At 68.5% G+C, this 18,560-nt stretch carries 17 protein-coding genes; 11 read left to right on the top strand and 6 right to left on the bottom strand.

All coding sequences use genetic code 11. The annotated features are described in order from the left end of the window. Nucleotides 1-22: 22 nt before the first annotated feature. From ACCD11_RS05180 to ACCD11_RS05165, 4 genes are all read right to left on the bottom strand, one after another. Nucleotides 23-1,078 carry a 2-oxoacid:ferredoxin oxidoreductase subunit beta gene (locus ACCD11_RS05180; RefSeq protein ID WP_413312747.1) on the bottom strand — a complete coding sequence of 352 codons (1,056 nt, stop codon included), beginning with the start codon at nucleotides 1,076-1,078 and terminating at the stop codon, nucleotides 23-25. Beyond that, a complete protein-coding gene (locus ACCD11_RS05175) occupies nucleotides 1,075-2,916 on the bottom strand; it encodes a 2-oxoacid:acceptor oxidoreductase subunit alpha (protein ID WP_413312803.1) in 1,842 nt (613 codons plus the stop codon). Before ACCD11_RS05175 ends, ACCD11_RS05180 begins: the two co-directional genes overlap by 4 nt. A gap of 2 nt (nucleotides 2,917-2,918) precedes the next feature. Continuing rightward, complete coding sequence (locus ACCD11_RS05170) at nucleotides 2,919-4,718, bottom strand: FAD-dependent oxidoreductase (RefSeq protein WP_413312745.1); 1,800 nt, start codon at nucleotides 4,716-4,718, stop codon at nucleotides 2,919-2,921. 177 nt (nucleotides 4,719-4,895) lie between these two features. After that, nucleotides 4,896-5,708 (bottom strand): class I SAM-dependent methyltransferase, encoded by an 813-nt coding sequence (locus ACCD11_RS05165; protein WP_413312743.1) that lies wholly within the window; start codon nucleotides 5,706-5,708, stop codon nucleotides 4,896-4,898. Nucleotides 5,709-5,882: 174 nt separating this feature from the next. Between ACCD11_RS05165 and ACCD11_RS05160 the strand changes: the two genes are divergently transcribed. From ACCD11_RS05160 to ACCD11_RS05145, 4 genes are read left to right on the top strand one after another with little or no spacing between them, the layout of a single operon-like run. After that, nucleotides 5,883-7,103: a helix-turn-helix domain-containing protein gene (locus ACCD11_RS05160; RefSeq protein WP_413312742.1), complete on the top strand. Its 1,221-nt coding sequence runs from the start codon at nucleotides 5,883-5,885 to the stop codon at nucleotides 7,101-7,103. A 43-nt stretch (nucleotides 7,104-7,146) separates the two neighbouring features. Beyond that, a complete protein-coding gene (locus ACCD11_RS05155; protein ID WP_413312740.1) occupies nucleotides 7,147-7,827 on the top strand; it encodes a DUF6923 family protein in 681 nt (226 codons plus the stop codon). Between the two features lies 1 nt (nucleotide 7,828). Beyond that, nucleotides 7,829-8,629, top strand: coding sequence for a DUF899 domain-containing protein (locus ACCD11_RS05150; protein ID WP_413312738.1), 801 nt, complete (start codon nucleotides 7,829-7,831; stop codon nucleotides 8,627-8,629). A 34-nt stretch (nucleotides 8,630-8,663) separates the two neighbouring features. Next, nucleotides 8,664-9,290 (top strand): hypothetical protein, encoded by a 627-nt coding sequence (locus ACCD11_RS05145; protein ID WP_413312736.1) that lies wholly within the window; start codon nucleotides 8,664-8,666, stop codon nucleotides 9,288-9,290. On the opposite strand, the gene ACCD11_RS05140 is transcribed toward ACCD11_RS05145, so the two are convergent. After that, a complete protein-coding gene (locus ACCD11_RS05140; RefSeq protein WP_413312735.1) occupies nucleotides 9,287-10,192 on the bottom strand; it encodes a LysR substrate-binding domain-containing protein in 906 nt (301 codons plus the stop codon). The genes ACCD11_RS05145 and ACCD11_RS05140 overlap by 4 nt on opposite strands. Before the next feature lie 75 nt (nucleotides 10,193-10,267). Here ACCD11_RS05140 and ACCD11_RS05135 point away from each other — a divergent pair, with 75 nt between their 5' ends. From ACCD11_RS05135 to ACCD11_RS05110, 6 genes are all read left to right on the top strand, one after another. Next, the gene (locus tag ACCD11_RS05135; protein WP_413312733.1) at nucleotides 10,268-11,137 is read left to right on the top strand and encodes an HpcH/HpaI aldolase/citrate lyase family protein; all 870 of its coding nucleotides are present in this window, start codon (nucleotides 10,268-10,270) and stop codon (nucleotides 11,135-11,137) included. Nucleotides 11,138-11,173: 36 nt separating this feature from the next. Then, complete coding sequence (locus tag ACCD11_RS05130; protein WP_413312731.1) at nucleotides 11,174-12,148, top strand: tripartite tricarboxylate transporter substrate binding protein; 975 nt, start codon at nucleotides 11,174-11,176, stop codon at nucleotides 12,146-12,148. Nucleotides 12,149-12,174: 26 nt separating this feature from the next. Then, nucleotides 12,175-13,368: a CoA transferase gene (locus ACCD11_RS05125; RefSeq protein WP_413312729.1), complete on the top strand. Its 1,194-nt coding sequence runs from the start codon at nucleotides 12,175-12,177 to the stop codon at nucleotides 13,366-13,368. Between the two features lie 4 nt (nucleotides 13,369-13,372). Next, nucleotides 13,373-14,248 (top strand): amidohydrolase family protein, encoded by an 876-nt coding sequence (locus tag ACCD11_RS05120; protein WP_413312727.1) that lies wholly within the window; start codon nucleotides 13,373-13,375, stop codon nucleotides 14,246-14,248. A gap of 23 nt (nucleotides 14,249-14,271) precedes the next feature. Then, complete coding sequence (locus ACCD11_RS05115; protein WP_413312725.1) at nucleotides 14,272-15,234, top strand: tripartite tricarboxylate transporter substrate binding protein; 963 nt, start codon at nucleotides 14,272-14,274, stop codon at nucleotides 15,232-15,234. Nucleotides 15,235-15,386: 152 nt separating this feature from the next. Then, entirely contained in the window at nucleotides 15,387-15,950 is a 564-nt protein-coding gene (locus ACCD11_RS05110; protein ID WP_413312724.1) for a thioredoxin family protein, read from the top strand. Nucleotides 15,951-16,170: 220 nt separating this feature from the next. Here the strand turns inward: ACCD11_RS05110 and ACCD11_RS05105 are convergent, their stop codons facing one another. Next, the gene (locus ACCD11_RS05105) at nucleotides 16,171-16,914 is read right to left on the bottom strand and encodes a response regulator (protein WP_184641902.1); all 744 of its coding nucleotides are present in this window, start codon (nucleotides 16,912-16,914) and stop codon (nucleotides 16,171-16,173) included. A gap of 262 nt (nucleotides 16,915-17,176) precedes the next feature. Between ACCD11_RS05105 and ACCD11_RS05100 the strand changes: the two genes are divergently transcribed. Next, nucleotides 17,177-18,559 carry an ATP-binding protein gene (locus tag ACCD11_RS05100; protein WP_413312723.1) on the top strand — a complete coding sequence of 461 codons (1,383 nt, stop codon included), beginning with the start codon at nucleotides 17,177-17,179 and terminating at the stop codon, nucleotides 18,557-18,559. The last annotated feature ends 1 nt before the right edge of the window (nucleotide 18,560 follow it).

Genomic DNA, 18,560 nt, shown 5'->3' with positions numbered 1-18,560 from the left:
GAATGGTGCCGCCGGCTTTCGCTCAGCGCAAGGAGTCGTTGAGCCGCTCCAGCGCCTCGGCGCCGGGGCACAGATGGGCCGGCCCCAGCGCGTTGAGCGGCCGGTCGCTGGTGTTGAGCGCCGTGTGCAGGTCGGTGGCCAGCGGATCGACATAGAGCAGTCCGGTGACCACTTCGCCCATTTCCTGGTGCCGTTGCATGTAGGCCATAGCGGCATAGCGGTCGCCGGGGTTGTAGTCGGAATGCAGGCTGCGCAGGCGCAGCAGCGTGCCGTCGTGCTGGCGCACGTCCACCACTTCGCCCGCCCCCATGTCGACGGTGATTTCCTCCCGCCCGCTGATGAAGTCGATGCGGCTCACCGCCTCGTTGTGCTCGCGCACGTAGTCGTAGCTCTTGGTGCTGCCGGGGTGGTTGTTGAAGGCCACGCAGGGGCTGATCACGTCGATGAAGGCAGACCCGCCGTGGCTGATCGCGCCCTTGATGAGTGGCACAAGTTGCGCCTTGTTACCCGAAAACCCCCGCCCCACGTAGCTGGCTCCCAGTTGCAGCGCCATGGCGACAAGGTCCACCGGGCTGTCGCTGTTGACGACGCCCTTCTTGCTCCTGGAACCCTGGTCGGCGGTGGCCGAGAACTGGCCCTTGGTCAGGCCGTAGACGCCGTTGTTCTCCACGATGTAGGCCATGCGCACGCCGCGCCGCATGGCGTGGGCGAACTGTCCCAGGCCAATGGACGCCGAATCCCCGTCGCCCGAGACCCCCAGGTACAGCAGGTCGCGGTTGGCCAGGTTGGCGCCGGTCAGCACGCTGGGCATGCGGCCATGGACGGTGTTGAAGCCGTGCGATGCACCGAGGAAGTAGTCCGGCGTCTTGGAGCTGCAGCCGATACCCGAGAGCTTGGCCACGCGATGCGGTTCGATGTCCAGCTCCCAGCAGGCCTCGATGATGGCGGCGGAGATCGAATCGTGGCCGCAGCCGGCGCACAGCGTGGATATCTTGCCTTCGTAGTCGCGCCGCGTGTAGCCGACCTTGTTGGTGGTCAGCGTCGGATGGCGCAGCCGGGGCTTGGCGAGATAGGTCATGCAAGTTCCTTCGTCCCGGTGCTGCCGGATGCATGCGTCTGCACGTGCGAGCTGATCGCCTGCACGATGAAGCGCGCGGTGATCGGCGTGCCGTCGAAATGCAGCACGCGCACGAGCCGGGCGGGGTCGGCGTCCAGTTCGTTGACCAGCAGGCTGCGCATCTGCGCGTCGCGGTTCTGCTCGACCACGAACACCTTGTCGTGCTGCGCCAGGAACTGCACCACGCTGTCCGGAAAGGGAAAGGCCCGCAGCCGCAGTGCATCGAGGTGGATGCCGCGCTCTTCCAGCGCCTGCAGCGCCTCATGCATCGACGGGCTGGTCGAGCCGAAATAGATCACGCCGAGCGCGGTCTTTTGGGCGGCCGGCCGCAACACCGGCTGCGGCACCAGCGTGGCCGCGGTCGCGAACTTCTTCAGCAGCCGCTCCATGTTGTAGATGTAGTCGGGGCCGCGCTCCGAATACCGGGCATAGGCGTCGCGCGTCGTGCCGCGCGTGAAGTAGCTGCCCTTGGTCGGGTGCGTACCCGGCAACGTGCGCCACGGAATGCCGTCGCCGTCCACGTCCTTGTAGCGGCCGAAGTCGCGGCCCGCCTCGAGCTCCTCGGCGCTCATGACCTTGCCGCGGTCGTAGGCCTTGCTGTCGTCCCAGGCGAAGGGCTTGCACAGGCGCTGGTTCATGCCGATGTCCAGGTCCGTCATCAGGAACACAGGCGTCTGCAGCCGGTCGGCCAGGTCCAGCGCCGCCGCCGCTTGCTCGAAGCATTCGTGCGGGTCTTCGGGGAACAGCAGCACGTGCTTGGTGTCGCCGTGCGAGGCATAGGCGCAGGACAGGATGTCGGCCTGCTGCGTGCGCGTCGGCATGCCGGTGGAAGGGCCGCCGCGCTGCACGTTGATGAGCATGATCGGGATCTCGGCGAAGTAGGCCAGCCCGATGAACTCGGCCATCAGCGAAATGCCCGGCCCCGAAGTCGCCGTGAAGGCGCGTGCGCCGTTCCAGCCGGCGCCGACCACCATGCCGATCGAGGCCAGTTCGTCTTCCGCCTGCACGATGGCGAAGCGGTGCTGGCCCGTGGCCGGGTCCACGCGGAATTTCGCGCAGTACTTCTGGAAGGCCTCGGCCACCGAGGACGACGGCGTGATCGGATACCAGGCCGCGACCGTGGCGCCGCCATACACGCAGCCCAGCGCCGCGGCACTGTTGCCGTCCACAAAGATCCGGTCGCCCACCCGGTCGGCGCGCCGCACCTGCAGCCCCACGGGCTCGCGCAGGTTCTCCCTCGCGAAGTCGCAGCCCAGGTGCAGTGCCTGCACGTTGGAGGCCAACAATTTTTCCTTGCCCTTGTACTGCTCGCCGAACAGCTTCTCGACCACTTCCGGCTCGATGCCGAGCAGGATCGCCAGCGCACCCACATAGACGATGTTCTTGAACAGCTGGCGCTGGCGCGGGTCCTGGTAGACCGCGTTGCAGATCTCCGTCAGCGGCATGCCGATGACGCGGATGTCGTCGCGGAACTTCGATGGCGGCAGCGGCCGCGTGCTGTCGTAGAAGAGATAGCCGCCGGGCTCCAGTTCGGCCACGTCGGCGTCCCAGGTCTGCGGGTTCATCGCCACCATCATGTCGGTGCCGCCACGCCGCCCGAGATGGCCCTGCTCGGTCACCCGCACCTCGTACCAGGTCGGCAGGCCCTGGATGTTGCTCGGGAAGATGTTGCGCGGGCTCACCGGCACGCCCATGCGCAGGATGGCCTTGGCGAACAGTTCGTTGGCCGAGGCCGAACCCGAGCCGTTGACGTTGGCGAACTTGATGACGAAGTCGTTGACCGCCTCTATCTGCTTCATGCTCATGCGGCCACCCCCTGCCCTGCCGGCGTCATCTTCAGCAGGAACTTCTGCATGTCCCACGCGCCGGTGGGACAGCGCTCGGCGCACAGGCCGCAGTGCAGGCAGACATCTTCGTCCTTGACCATCACGCGGCCCGTCTTGAGCCCGCCGGAGACGTACAGATCTTGCGCCAGGTTCAGTGCCGGCGCCTTGAGCCGGGGCCGCAGTTCGGCTTCGTCGCCGTTGTCGATGAAGTTGATGCAGTCCATCGGGCAGATGTCCACGCAGGCATCGCATTCGATGCAGGCGGCCTCGGTGAACACGGTCTGCACATCGCAGTTCAGGCAGCGCTCGGCCTCCTTGAAGGCAGTGGCGGCGTCGAAGCCAAGCTCGACCTCCACGCGGATGCTCGCCAGCGCCATCTCGGCCTTGGCCCACGGCACCTTGTAGCGCAGGTCGTTGGAGGTGTCGTTGCCGTAGCTCCATTCGTGGATGCCCATCTTCTGCGACACCAGGTTGGTCATGGGCGCGGGCCGCACATACACCGGTTCGGCACGCAGCAGCTTGTCGATCGACACTGCCGCCTCGTGCCCGTGGGCCACGGCCGTGATGATGTTCCTGGGCCCCAAGGCCGCATCGCCACCGAAGAACACGTTGGGCACCGTCGACTGGAAGCTGGTCTTCTCGAGCACCGGCAAGCCCGACTTGTCGAAGTCGATGCCGCTGTCGCGCTCGATCCACGGAAAGGCGTTTTCCTGGCCCACCGCGACCAGCACCTCGTCGCATTCGAAGTACGCGTCCGGTGCGCCCGTCGGCACCAGCGTACGGCGGCCCTGGCTGTCGTATTCGGCCCGGACGATTTCGAATCGCATGCCCAGCAGCTTGCCCTCCTCGTGCACGAAGGCCTTGGGCACATGGAAGTCGATGATCGGAATGCCTTCGTGCTGGGCATCTTCCTTCTCCCAGGGCGAGGCCTTCATTTCGTCGAAGCCGCTGCGCACGATGACCTTCACGTCGGTACCGCCCAGGCGGCGTGCCGACCGGCAGCAGTCCATCGCCGTGTTGCCGCCGCCCAGCACGATCACGCGCCGGCCGATGCTGCTGACGTGGCCGAAGGACACGGAGTTCAGCCAGTCGATGCCGATGTGGATGCAGGCCGCTGCCTCCCGGCGCCCGGGAACGTCCAGGTCGCGCCCGCGCGGTGCGCCGCAGCCGACGAAGATCGCGTCCCATCCCTGCGCCAGCAATGCCTTCATCGAATCGATGCGCTCGCCGCCGCGGAATTCGACGCCCAGGTCGAGGATGTAGCCCGTCTCTTCGTCGATCACCGACTCCGGCAGGCGAAAGCGCGGTATCTGCGTGCGGATGAACCCGCCGGCCTTGGCCTCGCCGTCGAACACCGTCACTTCGTAGCCCAACGGCGCGAGGTCGCGCGCCACGGTGAGCGAGGCCGGCCCCGCACCGACGCAGGCGACCCGCTTGCCGTTCTTCGGTTCGGGCTTCGGCATGCGCGCGCGCACGTCTTCCTTCATGTCGGCCGCCACGCGCTTGAGGCGGCAGATCGCCACCGGCTCGGGCTCCTTCGTGTTGCCTTCTTCCACCCGCCCGCGCCGGCAAGCCGGTTCGCAGGGACGGTCGCAGGTGCGCCCCAGGATGCCGGGAAAGACGTTGGAGACCCAGTTGATCATGTAGGCGTCGCCGTAGCGGCGCTGCGCGACCATGCGGATGTATTCAGGGACGGGGGTATGCGACGGACAGGCGTACTGGCAATCGACAACCTTGTGGAAGTAGGCCGGATCTGCAATGTTGGTGCGTTGCAATGCGTGTCTCCTGGCAAGCCTCCCTCGACCCCGGAGGGGCCGGCATGCGGCTTTGCCGCCAGTATGCGCCGCACTGGCGGGCGCACGGCCTTGGTGGAATCCCGCAGCGCTCCGGGCCATGCCTCGGTGGCCAATCCCCGCATCGATGCCGGCAATGCGTGTGCGCCCGGGCCTGCGCTATCCTTTCGCAACGATCACGTGCGCCTGTATCTTGCCGGCCACCGGGCCTTCGCCATGGCGGCTGGCGATCGCCTGCGTTGCGCGGTCCGTCGCGAGCTGAAGCAAGCTGGCGTCGCGCGCCTCGATTTCGTTGCGCAGAGGCGTTCCCTGGCAATAGGCGGTGGCGACCTCGCGTGCCGAGGGCGCGCGACTCACCTCCTCGCGCGTCTCGATCTCGATGTCGGTGAACCCTGCGCGGCTCACATCCTCGCGGATCAGTGCGACATCGTGATAGCCGTGCGGCGTGCGGGCAAGGAATCGCGGAGGGTCGTCCGGAAACATCGCGGCAACGGCGTTGGTGACATCGTCGGCAAAGGCGTTCTCTTCGATGCGGTCCCAGACGTTGAAGACGAAGCGCCCGCCAGGCCTCAGCACACGACGCGCCTCGGCGTAGCCGGCGACCCTGTTGGGGAAGAACATCGCGCCGAACTGGCAGCAAACGACATCGAACGAGGCATCTTCGAACGGCAGGCCGAGCGCATCCGCCTGCCGCCATTCGATGCGGCCGTCGGGCCCCTGGCGGGCGGCGGCATAGTCGAGCATGGGCTGGTTGAGGTCGCTCACCACATAGCGTGCGTCGGCGCGGAGTCTTGGTGCAAGCGCACGCGTGACCACGCCGCTGCCGGCGGCCGTCTCAAGCACCGCGCCGGGCGAGAAGGCAGCGACGCGCTGCGCCATGTCGGTGGCATAGGCCTCGAAGATCAGGGGGACCATCAGCGTGTCGTAGAACTTCGGGATCGAACCCGCGAACACCTTGTCGCTCTCAGCCATGGGATCTCCTTGAAAGCTCCGAACGGCGCCTTGAGCTTCCGTTCCCGAGCGGGCCAGTCCTCCCCGACGAGTCCGCCGCGTGGGACACCCGCGACGACCCGCCATGGTGGACGCGCCTGCCGGCCTCGTCAACGTCGTCGTCCTGCGGTCTGCCCCTCAAGGTAACCTGTCGCCATGGATTCCCTCATCGCCGCCTCCGCCCGCGCCCTTGCCGCCGGCGATGCACTCGGCGCCCTCAAGCGGATCGCCCTGCGCGACGATCCGCCGGCGCTGGCCCTGCGCGGCATCGCCATGGCGCAGCTCGGAGAACACCCCCGCGCGCGCGAGTTGCTGCGGCGCGCCGCGCGCGACTTCGGCGCCCATGAAGAGCTGTCGCGCGCCCGCTGCATCGTCGCCGAGGCCGAGGTCGCGCTGGCCATGCGCGACCGCGGCGGCTCCCCTCGCCCGCTGACCGCGGCGGCGGCGACGCTGGAGGCGCACGACGATCACGCCAACGCATTGCAGGCGCGGCTGATCGCGGCGCGCAGGCTCCTGCTGCTCGGCCGCCTCGACGAAGCCGCCGCCGCACTGATGCACCTCGATGCGCGCGGCCTGCCGCCAGCGCTGGGGGCGGTGGCCGAACTGACCTCGGCCGAACTGGCGCTGCGCTCGCTGCGCATCGGCCCGGCCCAGGCCGCACTCGCCCGCGCACACGAAGCGGCCGGCCGCGCGCGCGTGCCCGCGCTGCTGGCCGAGGTGGCGGAGGCGCGTGCGGCCTTCGAGCGACCCGCCGCGCGGCGCCTCTTCGCGGGTGGCGAGCAGGCGCTGCGCCTCGACGAAGTGGCCGCCCTCCTCGCCTCGAACGCGCTGGTGGTCGACGCCTGCCGCCGGGGCCTGGGCGCTGGCGACGCATGGCTGCCCCTTGCTCGCCGGCCGATCCTTTTCACGCTGGCACGCACGCTGGCAGAAGCGTGGCCCGCAGACGTCGACCGCGAAGCCTTGATCGCATCCGCCTTCCGCACCCACCGCCCCGACGAAACGCATCGCGCGCGGCTGCGGGTCGAGATCGGCCGCCTGCGCGCGCTCGCCACCACGCTGGCGGGCATCGAGGCCACGCCGCGCGGCTTCGTGCTCAAGCCGCATGGCGAGCGCACCGTCGCGCTGCTGGCACCGCCCATCGACGGAGACCAGGCCTCGCTGGTCGCGTTGCTGTCCGACGGCGCGGCGTGGTCGACCTCGGCCCTGGCGCTGGCGCTCGGGGCCAGCCAGCGCACCGTGCAGCGCGCCCTCGCCGAACTGGAGGCCGAAGGACGGGTGCGCTCCATCGGCCAGACGCGGGCGCGCCGCTGGCTGTCGCCGCCGCTGGCGGGATTCACGACGATCTTGTTACTCCCCGCTGCGCTGCCGTTTGAATAAAGTTGTCTCCAGGCGCCGATCCACGGCGCTACAGGAGCCAACAATGACCAGCAGGAAGAGCAAGGACACCACCCAGCCCAAGGTGCGGCCGGCCGAGATCGTGCGCGAGTACGGCCCCTTCGGCGGTTCCGGCAGCATCGCCGGCGTGACCCATGACGGCCAACGCGTCTGGGCCGCCACCGGCACCAAGCTGGTGGCCTTCGACCCCGCCAGCGGCGAGACCACGCGCACGCTCGATGCCGCCTGCGACGCCGGCACCGCCTTCGACGGCACGCACCTCTACCAGATCGCCGAGTCGCGCATCGACAAGATCGACCCCGCCACCGGCAAGGTGCTGGCGTCGATCCCCACACCCGGCCACGGCTACGACTCGGGGCTCACCTGGGCCGAAGGCAGTCTGTGGGTGGGGCAATACCGCGACCGCAAGATCCACCAGATCAACCCCGAGACCGGCGCCATCGTGCGCACCATCGAGTCGAACCGCTTCGTCACCGGCGTGACCTGGGTCGACGGCGAGCTATGGCACGCCACCTGGGAAGCCGAAGAAAGCGACATCCGCCGGATCGACCCGCAAAGCGGCGCCGTGCTCGAGCGGCTCGAGATGCCGCGCGGCGTCGGCGTGAGCGGGCTCGAATCCGACGGGGCCGATCTCTTCTATGCCGGCGGCGGCGAGAGCGGAAAGGTCCGCGCCGTTCGCCGTCCCCACAACCCTACGGAGCACTGACATGACCGGCCTCGCCACCACCGCCAAGAACCCCGCCATCGAACCGGGCCTCGCCAACCATCCCGTCGTATCCGGCGAACGATGGCTCGCCGAGCGCAAGGCATTGCTGGCGCGCGAGAAGGAGCTCACGCACCTGCGCGACCAGATCGCCCGCGAGCGCCGCGCGCTGCCGTGGGAGCGCGTGCAGAAGAACTACCTCTTCGACACGCCCGCCGGCCAGCGCACGCTCGCCGGACTCTTCGAGGGCCGGCGCCAGCTGCTGGTGCAGCACTTCATGTTCGGTCCGGGATGGGAGCAGGGCTGCCAGAGCTGCTCCTTCATGGCGGACCACACCGACGGCATGAACGTGCACCTGGCGCACCGCGACATCACGCTGGTCGCCATCTCGCGCGCACCGCTGGCCGAGATCGCGCGCTTTCGCGAGCGCATGGGCTGGCAGTTCAACTGGGTGTCGTCGAACGGCAGCGACTTCAACCGGGACTTCCACGTCAGCTTCTCGCCCGAGGAACGCGCCGGCGGCGAGGTCTACTACAACTACGGCATGCAGCCCTTCCCGCAGGAGGAAGCACCCGGCGTCAGCGTGTTCTACAAGGACGACGCAGGCGAGGTGTTCCACACCTACTCGACCTTCGGCCGCGGCGTGGAAGTGATGATGGGCGCGTACAACCTGATGGACCTCGTGCCGGAGGGCCGCGGCGAGCGCGACGTGCCCTACAAGATGGAATGGGTGCGCCACCACGATCTGTACGAACCACAGCCCGATGCGAAGGCTGCCGGGTCGTGCTGCTCGGAACACAGCTGAAGCGCGAGCGGCCCCGGCGCGTGGAGACAACATCATGGCAAGCCTCTGGCCATGGCTGGCGGTCGCGGGGGTCGGCGCCCTTCACGGGCTGAACCCCACCACCGGCTGGATGTTCGCCGCCGCCCGGGGCGTGCGGTCGCGCGACCGGACGAAGGCGCTGCGGGCCCTGCTGCCGATCGCCATCGGACACGCCGCATCGGTCGCGCTCGTCGCGGCCGCGGTGGCGCTTGGCCTGTCGATGGGCGGCGTGATGCTGCAGGTGCTGGCGGGCGGGCTTCTTGCCGCCGTCGCGGTGCATCACCTGCGGCGCCGCAATGCAAGGCATGCGCGGGCAGCGGCCGGGAATGCCGGGCTGGCACTCTGGTCTTTCATGATGTCCACCGCGCACGGCGCGGGGCTGATGCTGGTGCCGGCGCTGATCCCGCTGTGCATGAGCGGCGCACCGGCAGCCCGCGAGATCACCGCGTCGGGCTCGCTGCTGCTGGCGCTCGCGGCCGTCGGCGTTCACACCGCGGCGATGCTTGCCGTCACCGGCGTGATGGCCATTGGTGTTTGCCTGGGCTTCAACGCCGTCCGTGCTAACTCCGCTCCTTCGGCAGGCGAAAATCCGGCGACCGACGGTCTGGCGCGCAGGCGTCGGTTCGCTCCGAACCGGAACTAGCGGGCGGGCGATCCGCGAGCGCCGCTGCCCTTGCCGGCAATGACAAGCCCCGCGCTCTCGACGAATCCGTGAATCAATTTCAGCCGCGGCGACGCGCGCGGCCACAGGACGCCGAAGCGCCGGGTCTCCGAGGGCAATGGCAATGGAATCTTGGCGACCCGCTGCCCCTCCAGCAGCGGCGATGCGATGTCGGGCACGATCGACACGCCAAGGCCGCGGTCGACCATCATCGCGATGGCCAGCAGTGAACTGAGCTCGAAGCGCTCCTGCGGAACGATGCCCGCCGCGCGCAGGTAGCGGTCGGCCTGCTTGCCGCCGCCGAGATTGCGGTCGTAGCGGATGAGCGGTGAAGTTCGCAGCAGCCCGTGCGGGTCGCGCCGCGCGAGGCGACTGGGCGCGAGCAGCACCAGCGGCTCCTCGCGCAGCAGCGCCCAGTCGAAGGTCTTCGCGAGCGCGAACGACGGATACAAGCACACCGCCGCATCGAGTTCGCCCTGCTGCATCGACTTGTAGAGCGTGGCGGTGGTGCCCGACTGCAGGAACACCTTGACGCCCGGATGCGTCTTCACGAAGCGCGCGAGGATGTCCGGCAGCAGGCTGTGGATGGCCGTATTGATGGTGCCGATGACCAACTCGCCGCCGGCTGCTTCGCTGCCGAGCATCGCCTTGATGTCGCTCACATCGCGCAGCAGCGTGCGGGCCCGCTGAACCAGCCGGTGCCCCGCCTCGGTCGGCTGCACCGTGCGGCCGGCGCGCGCGAGCAGCGGCGCGGCGAGTTCGCGCTCGAGCGCGCGGATCTGCTGCGCCACCGCGCCGGGCGTCAGGTCAAGCCGGCGTGCGGCCTCCGACATCGAGCCCGATTCCACCACCAGAAGAAAGCTTTGCAGGTAGGCCGTTTCCATGAAGATAGATTTTCTACGATGTGATCGCAGGAAGCAGCTGTTTTTCTCCTCTCACGAACTGCGGACACTGCATCCATGAGAAGCAAACTCTTCGTTCCCGGCACCCGCCCAGAGCTGTTCGCCAAGGCACTGGCCAGTGCAGCGGATGCCATCTGCCTCGACCTGGAAGACGCGGTGTCCGAGCCGCGCAAGGACGAGGCACGCGAAACCGTGCGCAAGTTCCTCGAAAGCGGCAAAGCGGCCGCGTCGCACAAGACACTGATCGTTCGCATCAATGCCATGGACACGCCGCACTTCGAGCGCGACGTGGCAGCGGTGGCGCAGGCCGGCGTGCACCTGATCAACTTGCCCAAGCCGCAGAGCCCGGCGCATGTGCGCACGGCGGCCGAAGCCATCGAGCGCGCGGAGCGGGCCAACGGTGTGCATGCGCCCATTGGCCTGCTGCTGAACATCGAGACACCCGCTGCCCTGCGCACGGCCGCCGAGCTCGCACTGGCGCATCCGCGCGTGGCGGGGTTGCAGCTGGGGCTGGGCGACCTCTTCGAGCCGCTGGGCATCGCGCGGCGCGAGCCCTCCGCGATCCGGCAGGCAATGTTCGCGGTGCGCATCGCGGCCGGCGAAGCGGGCCTGTATGCCTGCGACAGCGCCTTCGCCGACATCCGCGACGCCGAGGGCTTTCGTGCCGAGGCGATGCTCGCGCGCGACCTCGGCTTCCTCGGCAAGACCTGCATCCACCCGAGCCAGATCGCCATCGCCAACGAAGTGTTCCGACCGACCGACGAAGAAATCGCGCACGCCCGCAAGGTGGTCGAGGCGGCGCAAGAGGCCGATGCCAAGGGCGTCGGCGCCTACGTGGTGGACGGAAAGATGATCGACATCCCCTTCGTGATCCGCGCGCGCGCCATCGTCAAGAGCGCACGCAGCTTGGGGCTGCTGCCCGGCTGAGCTTCCCTATTCGAAAAGAGAACCGGAGACAAAAAAATGCGTATCCCTTCATTCATTCGTCCGCTCGCGGTGGCCTCGGCCGTCGCACTCGCCGGCACCGCGTTCGCACAGGCCGCCTATCCCACCAAGGCCATCACGATCGTCGTGCCCTACCCGGCCGGCGGATCCAACGACACCTTCGCGCGCCAGGTTGCCAAGGAGCTCGGCGATGCGCTCAAGCAACCCGTGATCATCGACAACCGCCCCGGCGCGAGCGGCAACACCGGCACCGGCCAGGTGGCCAAGGCGGCGCCGGACGGCTACACGCTCGTGGCCGTGTCCTCCAGCATGACGACCAATGCGGCCGTGCAGTCGAAGCTGCCCTTCGATCCGGTGAAGGGCCTCGCGCCCGTGGCCATGTTCGCCAAGGGCCCGTTCATCGTCGCGGTCAACAACGAGTTTCCCGCGAAGACGCCGGCCGAGCTGATCGGCGCCATCAAGGCGAAGCCGGGCCAGTACAACTACGCCTCGTCGGGCTCGGGCAGCGTGAACCAGTTCGGCACCGAGTTGCTCAAGGCCAAGGTAGGCGACCTGCAGATCGCGCACATCCCCTACAAGGGCATGGGCCCGGCCGTGACGGACCTGGTCGGAAACCAGACGCAGCTGCTGATTTCCAGCGGCCCCTCGCTGCTGCCGATGGTGCGTGCCGGCAAGCTGCGCGCCGTTGGCATCACGAGCCTGAAGCCCAGCCCCATCGCCCCCGATCTCACGCCGATGGCCACGGCCGTACCCGGCTACGAGTTCGAACTCTGGTGGGGCCTGCTGGCACCGGCGGGCACGCCGGCCGACGTGGTCGCGAAGCTGAACGGAGCCGTCAACCAGATCCTGGCAAGGCCCGAGATCACCGCCAACTTCCTGCGCGAAGGCGCCATCGCCACCCCGCTCACGCCGGCGCAGTTCGGCACCGTCATCGCCGAGGACGTGGAGCGCTGGAAGAAGCTGGCGAAGCAGCAGAACATCACCGCCGATTGAGGAAAGAAAGAAGGAAAGAAAAGCCCATGAGCACCACCGTCCCCGACGACGCGTCCCTGCCTGTCCGCCAAGGCCCCGCCGGGCCGTTGAGCGGCCTGCGCGTGCTCGACCTGAGCGCCTACATCGCAGGCCCCTACGGCTGCTCGCTGCTGGCCGACCAGGGCGCGGAGGTCATCAAGATCGAGCCGCCCACCGGCGACAACCTGCGCAAGTACCCGTCGTCGCTGGAGGCCGAGAGCCGCGCGTTCGTCGGTGTCAATCGCAGCAAGCTGGGCGTGGTGCTCGACCTCAAGAACCCGCAGGACCTTGCCGCGCTGATGGCACTGGTGCGAACGGCCGACGTTCTGGTGCACAACTTCCGCCCCAGCGTGCCGCCGCGGCTGGGCATTGCCTACGACCAGCTGAAGGCCGTGAACCCGCGCCTCATCTACTGCGCCGTGACGGGCTACGGCGAGACGGGGCCGCTGCGCGAGAAGGCCGGCTACGACCAGGTGCTGCAGACCATGACCGGCATGTGCGCACTGCAGGGCAAGCGCGGCGAGCCGCCCGAGATCATCTACGGCTCGGTGGTCGACTACTACGCGGCCGCGCTGGTGGCCGCCGGCGTCGCCTCGGCGCTGTACGAGCGCGAGAAGAGCGGCGAAGGCCAGTTCGTCGGCGTGTCGCTGCTGCGCTCCGCGCTCACGATGCAGTCGGCGCGCATGGTGTGGGCCGAGGGCGAGCCGAAGGACGTGGGGCGCGACATGCGTTCGGGCGGCATCACTGGCATCCACCCGACCCGCGAAGGGCACATCTACATCTCGGCCAACACGCCGCATTTCTGGCAGGCGCTGTGCGCCAAGGTCGGGCTGCAGGAGCTGGCCAACGACGAGCGCTACGACTCGGTGCGCAAGCGCGCGCAACATTTCGCGGAGATCGTTCCGAAGCTTCGCGCCGCGCTGGCCGAACGCACCGCGCTCGAATGGGAAGAACTGTTCGGCGAGGACGTGCCCTGCGCCGCGGCCCGCACGGTGGAAGACATGTTCGACGACGAACAGGTGCTGGCCGAGGACATGGTCGCGAACTTCGCGCACCCCACGCTGGGCTCCTACCGCGGCTTCACCCGTCCCGTGAAGTTCGGCCGCACGCCCGGCCCCGAACCCTTCGCGGCGCCCACACTGGGCCAGCACACGCAGCACGTGCTGACCCCGAAAGCGGCCGCCAGCCGCACGGGCGACTGAGCCCATGCGCGCCGATCTCGCGGTGCCGCACAGCAGCGGCACACGCAAGCCCACCCATGCAGCGCCCGAAGACGCCTGCGACGCCCACATGCACGTGTACGACCGCCGCTTCGCGCTGCAGGGATCGCCCGACGCCATGCTCGACCATGCCACCGCCGACGACTATCGCCTGCTGCAGCGGCGCATCGGCACGCAGCGCACGGTGGTCGTGCAGCCGCGCGTGCACGGTACCGACAACAGCGTGACACTGGCGGCCATCCGCGAACTGGGCGCGCAGCACACACGCGGCGTGGCGGTGGTGCGGCCCGACGCGAGCGACGCCGAACTCGAAGGGCTGCACGCAGGCGGCATCCGCGGCATCCGCTTCACGCTGTACACGCCGACGAATGCAGCGACGGACTTCGGCATGGTCGAGCCGTTGGCGCACCGGGTGCATGCGCTCGGCTGGCATGTGCAGCTGCATTGGAGCGCCGGCCAGATCGCGGAACACGCGGCGCTGCTCGCGCGGTTGCCTTGCACCGTCGTCTTCGACCATCTCGCGCGCATGCCGCAGCCCGATGCGCAGGCGCATCCCGCGTTCGAGGTGGTGCACCGGCTGCTCGACAACGGCCGCACCTGGATCAAGCTGTCCGGCGCGTACCTCGACTCGCGGGTCGGCGCGCAAGGCGGCTATGCCGACACCGTCGCGCTCGCGCGGGCGTGGGTGATGCAGGCGCCCGAACGCGTGGTGTGGGGCAGCGACTGGCCGCATCCCACGGAGCGCATCGCCAAGCCCGACGACGCGCAACTCTTCGACCTGCTGAGCCAGTGGGTGCCCGACGAAGTGCAGCGCCAGCGCGTGCTGGTCGACAACCCGGCGCGGCTCTACGACTTTTCCTGAACCACAAGACCCGAGACATCGACATGAACAAGCGACTCCTGAAATCCGTCGCGGCCCTGGCCGCCTGCGCCGCTCCACTGCTGGGCTGGGCCGCCTGGCCCGACAAGCCGATCCGCATGGTGGTGCCGTATGCCGCGGGCGGCGGTGCCGACAACACCGCGCGCATCGTTGCGCAGCAGATGAGCACCGCGCTGGGCCAGCAGATCGTGATCGACAACAAGCCGGGCGCGGGCGGCGTGATCGGCGCCGACAACGTAGCCAAGGCGGCGGCCGACGGCTACACCGTGCTGTACGACGCGTCGGCGTTCTCGGTGAACCCCTCGCTGCGCAAGCTGCCCTTCGACGCGGCGAAGGATTTCAATCCCGTGTCGCTGGTGGCCACGGCGCCGCAGATCCTCGTGGTGCCGGCGACCGCGCCCTACAAGACGGTGCCGGAGTTCATCGACTACGCACGCAAGAACCCCGGCAAGCTGAGCTTCGCGTCGGCCGGCGGCGGCACCGGTTCGCACCTCGCCGGCGAGGCATTGAACGAGCAGGCGAAGATCGGCCTGATGCACGTGCCCTACAAGGGCGGCGCGCCCGCGCTGACCGACGTGATGGGCGAGCAGGTGTCGGCCTACTTCGGCAACGTGGCCTCGACGCTGGGCTACGTCAAGAGCGGCAAGCTGCGCGCGCTGGGCGTGAGCTCCATCAAGCGCGTGCCGGGGCTGCCCGACGTGCCGACGCTGGCCGAGTCGGGCCTGCCGGGCTACAACGTGGTCGAGTGGAACGGCATGTTCCTGCCCAAGGGGACGCCGGTCGACATCGTGCAGAAGCTCGGCAAGGCGGTGCAGGCGGCGGTCGCCGATCCGGCCGTGCGGCAAAAGCTGCTGCAGCTGGGCCTGGAGCCCGCGGGCACCGCGCCCGAGGCGTTCGCGAAGTTCGTGCAGGACGAGACGGCGAGAGTGAGTGCGCTGGTGCGCTCGCGCAACATCAGGGTCGATTGACCATGCGCGTCCGCGCGGGATGTGAAACGTAGTGTGTGGGGTTCGTCCCGCGGATACAGAGGCATACGCATTTCGCTCCGCGGCGGGGTGGCCCGGCGAAGAATCGGCTCCGTTCACAGACGAACGCCCGTCACTCTTCCGAAGGAATCGCCATGCGCTTTCGCTCTCCCGCCCTCTTCTTTGCCGTCGCCATCGCGGCCTCTGCGGCAGCCCTCACGCTGACCTTTGCCGCGCCCTCGCCGCTGGGCGGCGAGGGCGCGGCCGGCGAGGCCGTGCCCGCACCGGAATTCCAGAACATCGACAGCTGGCTCAATTCGCCGCCGCTGAAGCTGAGCGAGCTGCGCGGCAAGGTGGTGCTGGTCGACTTCTGGACCTACACCTGCATCAACTGCCTCAACCACCTGCCCTACGTGAAGGAGTGGAACGAGAAGTACAAGGACAAGGGCCTGGTCGTCGTGGGCGTTCACACGCCGGAGTTCGCGTACGAGAAATCGACGAAGAACGTGAAGGACGCCATCGCGCGTCTGCAGATCAAGCATGCCGTGGCGCAGGACAACAGCTACGGCACCTGGAAGGCCTTCAGGAACCAGTACTGGCCGGCCGTGTACCTGATCGACAAGCAGGGAAAGATCGTCTATTCGCACTTTGGCGAAGGCAGCTACGGCACTACCGAGAAGAAGATTCAGGCGCTGCTGGCTGAGCCTTCTGGGACTTGAGACGACGCAGTAGTTCGGGGTGCGATCACGACGACGGGGGACCTTCGCGGAGGGGAGCGCCCGGTGCCATTCGCACGCCCCCAGAACACAAGCAACCACAACACGAGACAAACAAGAGAAATGAACAAGCTCTGGTTCGCCCTCCTCTTCCTCGCAGGCGGCATCTCGCAGGAAATCCGCAACCCGGTGAACTGCCAATGCATCCCCTCCCGCGCAGGCGTCAGTCGAGCGCCTCGACGGCCGACGAAAAGACGTAGCCCTCGCTGCGCACCGTCTTGATGTAGCGCGGCTCGCGTGCGTCGTCCCGCAGGCGCTGGCGCAGGCGGCTCACCAGCAGGTCGATGGAGCGCTCGAAGAGTTCCGCCTCGCGACCTTGGGTGAGGCTCAGCAGCTGGTCGCGGCTCAGCACCTTCTGGGGATGATCGAGAAACACCATCAGCAGCCGGTACTCCGCGCCGCTGAGCGCCACCATCACGCCGCTGTCGTCGATCAGGTTGCGCGCGGTGGTGTCGACCTGCCAGTCGCCGAAGGCCAGCTTCGAGGCCGACTCGGTGGAGCGCATGTTCGGCGGCAGCATGCGCGTGCGGCGCAGCACCGAGCGGATGCGCGCCAGCAGCTCGCGCGCGGAGAATGGCTTGGCAAGGTAGTCGTCGGCGCCCATCTCCAGGCCGAGGATGCGGTCGGCCTCCTCGCTGCGGGCGGTGAGCATCAGGATGGGCGTGGCCTTGTACTTGCCCGTGCGCAGGTCGCGGCACAGCGTGAGCCCGTCTTCGCCCGGCAGCATCAGGTCAAGAATGATCAGGTCGAAAGGTCCCGACTCCTCCAGCGCCGCGCGCATGTGCCGCCCCGTGGGTACCGTCACCACCCGCAGGCCGTTCTTGACCAGGTAGGTGGAGAGCAGTTCGCGGATTTCCCGGTCGTCGTCGACGATGAGGATGTGGTCGGAGGTCTTGGCAATGTTCATGGAAGTGCGGTGATGCGCCCGCAGGGCGACGGGCAGGTGCAATGTAGCCCGTGCAGGCGAAGGATCGGGCGGTTTTGTATGCCCGTGTATCCGGCGGGCCGGGCGACCACACTATGTTGCTTGCACGGGCGCGCCGGCAGGGCCGGCGCCGTGGAGGCAGACCGGGCGCGACGGGTAATGTTGTATGTCAGGCCACGCGGCCCAACACACTGGAATACAAACCGCCGCGCCTTGGAGCGGGACCGGGTCTATAAACCCGTCCATGCCTACTCCCGCCGCCAGCCTTCCCGCCGACATCGCGCCGGCCTCCTGCGCCCCCATGGGCCTGCGCCGGCTGCTGCCGCGCTCGCTGTTCTCGCGGGTGACGCTGATCATCGTCGTCGGGCTGGCCATCGCGCAGCTGCTGACCTTCATGGCCATCGGCTACGAGCGCGGCATCGCGATGCGCGAGCTGATGATGATCGGCATCGAGCGCGACATCGCCAGCTCGGTCGCCATCCTCGATCGGCTGCCGGCCGCCGAACGCGAGGGCTGGCTGGCGCGGCTGGAGCGGCGCAACTACCGCTTCGTGCTCGGCGGGAACGCGCAGGGCAAGGCGCCCGACACGCCGTCGTCGCAGCAGTTCGCGACCGCGATCGTCGACGCGATGCGCCCCTTCGAGATCGTGAAGATCGGGCAGGTGAGCAACCCGCCGCAGGGCCTGCAGATCCAGGTGCGGCTGTCGGACGGCTCCTCGGTGGTGGTGCATGCGCGGCGCGTGGACATGCCGGTGTCGAGCTGGGTGATGTGGCTGCTGTGGGTGCAGCTGCTGGTGCTGGCGGTGTGTGCCTGGTACGCGGTGCGGCTGGTCACGCGGCCGCTGGCGCAGCTGGCCGACGCGGCCGACGAGCTGGGCCCCGACCTGAAGGGCCGGCAACTGGCCGAAGAGGGGCCGACCGAGGTAAAGCACGCGGCGCGCGCCTTCAACGCGATGCAGAAGCGCATCGCCGGCTACATGGCCGAGCGGGTGGAAATACTCGCGGCCATCTCGCACGACCTGCAGACGCCCATCACCCGCATGCGGCTGCGCACCGACCTGATGGACGACGGCCATGACCGCGACAAGTTCCGCCAGGACCTCGACGCCATGCACACCCTGGTGCGCGAAGGCGTGACCTACGCGCGCACGCTGCACGGTGCCACCGAGCCGCCGCGCCGCATCGACGCCGACGCGCTGTTCGAGAGCATGGTGGCCGACTATGAGGACTCGGGCGAGCAGGTGCTGCTCGAAGGCCGCGTGGGCGAGCCCATGATGACGCGGCCGAACGCGCTGCGGCGCATCCTGACGAACCTGATCGACAACGCGCTGAAGTTCGGCACCGACGTACGCCTGCAGGTGCATGCAGACGCCGGCAACCGGCTGACGCTGGCCGTGGTCGACAACGGCCCCGGCATTCCGACCGACCAGTTGGAGAACGTGCTCAAGCCCTTCTACCGCGTCGAGGGCTCGCGCAACCGCGGCACCGGCGGCACCGGGCTGGGCCTGGCCATTGCACAGCAGCTGGCGACGGCGATGGGCGCGGAGCTCACGTTGCGCAACCGGGACGAAGGCGGGCTGGAAGCCCGGCTGACCATGAATACCAACGCGGCCGCGCCACCGGACTGAG

The sequence above is a fragment of the Variovorax sp. Varisp36 genome (genome assembly GCF_047304235.1).
Lineage (GTDB): Bacteria > Pseudomonadota > Gammaproteobacteria > Burkholderiales > Burkholderiaceae_C > Variovorax.
This window is presented reverse-complemented; position numbering and strand designations above follow the sequence as displayed.